The sequence below is a fragment of the Mesorhizobium sp. P2_D1 genome, from assembly GCF_056404455.1.
In genome coordinates this window covers 1-3,968 of the sequence record NZ_JBFUDZ010000114.1, presented here as the reverse complement: position 1 = coordinate 3,968, position 3,968 = coordinate 1, and the positions used below count along the sequence as shown (strand labels likewise).

The window sequence follows — 3,968 nt, the reverse complement described above, 5'->3', positions numbered from 1 at the left end:
GTTTTGGCGTTCGTCGCGGTCGTGGCCATGGATTACATGAGCAACCGACCGAAACCACACTGAAGGCTCTAGCGCTTTTTCGGCTTGGGCGTGATCTCCTCAACCCTAACCTTGTCCGCGATCTCCTTGGCTAGCGCGAACGCCTTTTCCTTGTCCTTGGTCGTTAGAACAGTGCACCAGTGCGGTTTCTCGAACACGCTGACGATGTAGGTCGTCACCGGCTTATCTGTCATCTTAAACGGCACCATCCTTAGAGTAATGGCCGGTGCAGTTGGGGCTTCTTGGGGGCATCAAACCACACCGGCCACTGCGGGCTTTTTTGGTTTGGACGTCCCCCGCGCTGCCCAAACTATGGGCACAATAGCAACTGGGCAATTAAGCCTATTGGCTGGACTAAGACTGAAGTCCCAGCCCAGCCGTCTAGCGTCGATCGAACGTAGATTTCCAGTCGCGGTTGCGCTTCGCATTGATCCCTTCGTAATCAGGAATCACAGTGAAAAATACCGGCCGGCGATCACGAGCCGGTCGATATTTCAGCTTCTCGACCTGGCCGGCTACCTTGCCACGAAGAGATTGCTCGCAATGCATTTATGGACCGGGCAATAATCTGTGTCGGTCGTCGGCACGCCTGCGCCAGTAGCCACCTCGCCAGGACCGCATTGCTTCTGCCCGCTGACATAGAGGTCGTAGCGCGTCAGGCTGAGGTTGAATATGGAGCGGTAGCGAATGACGGTGGTGCCGTCCTGCTTCAGTAGTGCCTGAACTTCGGCGCAACTCAGGCCGGCGATATCCCTGCGCTCTTGCGCTTGAGCCTGCACCACGAGGAAGAGTAACGGAATTGCAATCGCGATCGGCTTCATGGCGCCCCACCAGCGTTTTCGCCCGACCGATGGTGTAGACTTGACCAACCGATATGAAAAGCCCTCTGCCTTTGGCCTCGCCAAAGGACGCATGCGTTCTATGTCATCGATGGTCGAAAGATCTGTTGCAGGCCATTTCTAAGCGCCGTAGACCCTAGCGCCTCTTCGTGGTTTGAGTTTGAATAAGCCTCGTCTTCACCCCCGTAGTTGATGGCCCCTTGAATAGGTGACACGATCATGAGCATGGGTTTAGACCGCCAACCGCAGGTACGCCGGACGACGCCACCGTCGGAAAGTGTCGTTGCGAGCTGGTACGAGAACGCCAGCTTACTCGATAGCTACAGCATTGACATGAGTGCATCGGAACAGTCGAGCATGCGCGAGCTGGCGACGCGGACACTCGTCAATCCACCGGCGTGGCAAAAGGCATTGATCGCGCTGCGCGACGCCATGGTTACGCCCTTTGGCATCAAAACCTCCGGTACGGTCAGGACGTCCCGGGACAGCCATCAACGGGTGGACTTCTTCCCGGTGCACTGGGAGGGCAAGGACGAAATTGTGCTCGGAACGGATGACCGACACCTGGACTTCCGGCTATCTCTGCTCCGACGCCATTCTCCAATAGGCACGTTGCTCATCGCAACAACCGTTGTGCATACCCACAATGCCTTGGGCTTCACCTATCTCAACGCGATCAGGCCTTTTCATCACCTCGTGGTCAGGGCCAACCTGGCACGCTGCGCACTGAGCAAGTCCGCGCCCCTGGCGTAGCGCCTCAGATGTTCCTCTCGATATGAGCCTCGATCGGATTTGGGCGCCGTAACTCAAATCTCTTAGCTGCCATAAATGTCAGCACGATAGCGGCAGCTATAGTTGCAATGACGGTGGTGGTAAGGGCTAGACTTCTCACCATCTTCACTCAACAAAGCCTACCGCTGTTTCACCTTCGGCGTTATCTCTTCGATCCTGACCTTGTCGCCGATCTCCTTCGCCATGGCCAAAGGTTTGGCTTTGTCCTTGGTTGTCAGCACCGTGCGCCAATGCGGTTTCTCGAAGACGCTCACAACGTAGGTTGTTACGGCTTATCAGGCATCGCTAAAATATAGCCTACCTGTCGGTGGCGTCTAGCACGGCGCTTGGTTTGCTTCACGCGGGCGTCACAATAGCGATGCAGATTAGTAAGCGCTGAAGGGGGTTCGATCGATCCCTCCCCCCTTCGGGGTTCCCAATCGATCCTCCCAAGGCCCGGCTTCAAACCGGGCTTTCTTTTAGCTCTCTAGCTGCCGTTAATACGCTCGGCAATGGCGAACGCCTGTAGGTTCTTTGCCTTGCCGTGGTCCTCGTCTGCATGGGCAATGATCGAGAAGAATGCGGCCCTGGCGATATCCTTCTTCGAGGCTTTTGGGTGCTCTTTCCGAGCCGCTTTGACCAATTGCTTCGGTGTCATTTCTGGCGTGACGATCCGCATGAGGGTGTCGCCTATCGCCTGCATCTCTTCCGTGTCCATGATCGGAACTCCCAACTAACCCACCAGGCGGGAACATAGCAGGGCGGTTGGGACGCTGCCACCAAACTTGCAGGCAAAAGAGCCCGCCACCTTTCGGCAGCGGGCCAGGGTCTTATGGAGTGCTGGGGATCAAGCCAGCATAGGGCAAACGAGCGCGTAAGCCCGGAGGTTCCGCGATCAAACCATAGGCGTCTGAGGGTGTCGGCGCCCGGCCGCGTCTTGTTAGGGAAATGGCCGGTGCGGTTGGGCTCTTTGGGGTGGCGGACCACACCGGCCAATGCGGGTTTTTGGTTTGGACGTCCCCCGCGCTGCCTAAACTATGGGCACAATAGCAACCGAGCAATTAAGCCTATTGGCTGGACTAAGACTGAAGTCCCAGCCCAGCCGTCTAGCGTCGATCGAACGTAGATTTCCAGTCGCGGTTGCGCTTCGCATTGATTCCTTCGTAGTCAGGAACCACAGTGAAAAACACCGGCCGGCGGTCTGGGCCCGCAGCCTTTGCACGACGATCAGCCAACGAGCCTCCGCAACGGAGGCTATTCCTGATCCCGATAGCTGGCAGGCTCGCCTTGCAGTCGACTGCGCGCTGCTCGATGCTGACCCTTGGTGAAAAGGGAGGGGAACTTGCGCGCATTCAACAAAAAGGAAGCCATTAAAAGGGACGACGAATGGCTGCTTTCCACGATCTTTAAGATCAGCGATCCTAACGATCCGACACCATTCTTACAGAGCTTCTGCAATGCACTGCCGGAACGACCATTAATCACAGAAATTAGGGAAGCTGAAGCTTTGCTCAACATGCGAGGCAATAAGGTGAAGAGCTATTGCCTTGAAACAGCGATTGGTCGGTTGCGAGCAGTCAAGATGTCTGAGGGTATGCTTCTTGCGCCATTCGAAGACATCGACATATCCACACCAAAAGGTAGATTTGCTTTCCTGAAGACTGCTAATGCATGCATTCCAATCGAGTGGGAGCGGAGTATGGAGCATATCGGGTACGCAGAGTACGCCGGGACCGTTGGAGCCGAGATGCTTCGAGAAATATCGAAGCCGAAACCGATTAATTTTCACGCAAGGTTCACCCACCCGAGTATGGGGCTCAAGGAGCCTGAAGGTTATTGCTTTCTGTTTCGACTAGAAGATCAGTCCGAGCTCTTTCTAATGATATCTGACAACGGCGCTATCCTAACGGCGCCCGAACCGCCATTTCAAATCATTGCCGGCAGGTCGAAAGAGGAAACAGAAACAGCACTGGCGGATTTTCGTGCCAGAAATCGCGAAGAGCTCGATCCGAGGCGCGCTTTGGCTACCGCGGGAGAGGCAGTTCCGGTTTATATGCCCAAAGACTATCCTCTTATCCGGGAGCTTCCTGGCGCCGACGATATGCCTGCGACTTGGGAAGAGTGGCGCGCAAATTTAGAAGTATCGCATATAGCGAAGCAGCCTGGGTTTGCCCGCTACAACGTGCGCATCAGACCCGACCTGTTCAAAGCATGAGGCTCGACGAAATGCCTTGGAACAGGAGCGACTTGCCCGAGAAAAAGCTGATAGAATAGCTCATCCGCCATTGGTGGATAAAGTGGTAGGCTTCATGCTTCATG

Annotated in this window: 5 protein-coding genes; 2 read left to right on the top strand and 3 right to left on the bottom strand. The window is 55.5% G+C overall.

The features are described from left to right. Nucleotides 1–68: 68 nt before the first annotated feature. Complete coding sequence (locus tag AC1D0I_RS32280; RefSeq protein ID WP_477400139.1) at nt 69–233, bottom strand: hypothetical protein; 165 nt, start codon at nt 231–233, stop codon at nt 69–71. Nucleotides 234–554: 321 nt separating this feature from the next. Further along, the gene (locus AC1D0I_RS32275; RefSeq protein WP_095081959.1) at nt 555–860 is read right to left on the bottom strand and encodes a hypothetical protein; all 306 of its coding nucleotides are present in this window, start codon (nt 858–860) and stop codon (nt 555–557) included. A 237-nt stretch (nt 861–1,097) separates the two neighbouring features. Between AC1D0I_RS32275 and AC1D0I_RS32270 the strand changes: the two genes are divergently transcribed. Further along, complete coding sequence (locus AC1D0I_RS32270; RefSeq protein WP_477400138.1) at nt 1,098–1,631, top strand: DUF2867 domain-containing protein; 534 nt, start codon at nt 1,098–1,100, stop codon at nt 1,629–1,631. A gap of 505 nt (nt 1,632–2,136) precedes the next feature. Here the strand turns inward: AC1D0I_RS32270 and AC1D0I_RS32265 are convergent. Beyond that, nucleotides 2,137–2,367 carry a hypothetical protein gene (locus AC1D0I_RS32265; protein ID WP_095087610.1) on the bottom strand — a complete coding sequence of 77 codons (231 nt, stop codon included), beginning with the start codon at nt 2,365–2,367 and terminating at the stop codon, nt 2,137–2,139. Nucleotides 2,368–2,991: 624 nt separating this feature from the next. On the opposite strand from AC1D0I_RS32265, the gene AC1D0I_RS32260 reads away from it, so the two are divergent. After that, nucleotides 2,992–3,864 carry a hypothetical protein gene (locus tag AC1D0I_RS32260; protein ID WP_477400137.1) on the top strand — a complete coding sequence of 291 codons (873 nt, stop codon included), beginning with the start codon at nt 2,992–2,994 and terminating at the stop codon, nt 3,862–3,864. Nucleotides 3,865–3,968 lie beyond the last annotated feature (104 nt).

Coding starts and splice junctions, on each gene's coding strand:
- AC1D0I_RS32280 (WP_477400139.1), bottom strand. CDS start 233: ATGACAGATAAGCCGGTGACGACCTACATCGTCAGCGTGTTCGAGAAA.
- AC1D0I_RS32275 (WP_095081959.1), bottom strand. CDS start 860: ATGAAGCCGATCGCGATTGCAATTCCGTTACTCTTCCTCGTGGTGCAG.
- AC1D0I_RS32270 (WP_477400138.1), top strand. CDS start 1,098: ATGAGCATGGGTTTAGACCGCCAACCGCAGGTACGCCGGACGACGCCA.
- AC1D0I_RS32265 (WP_095087610.1), bottom strand. CDS start 2,367: ATGGACACGGAAGAGATGCAGGCGATAGGCGACACCCTCATGCGGATC.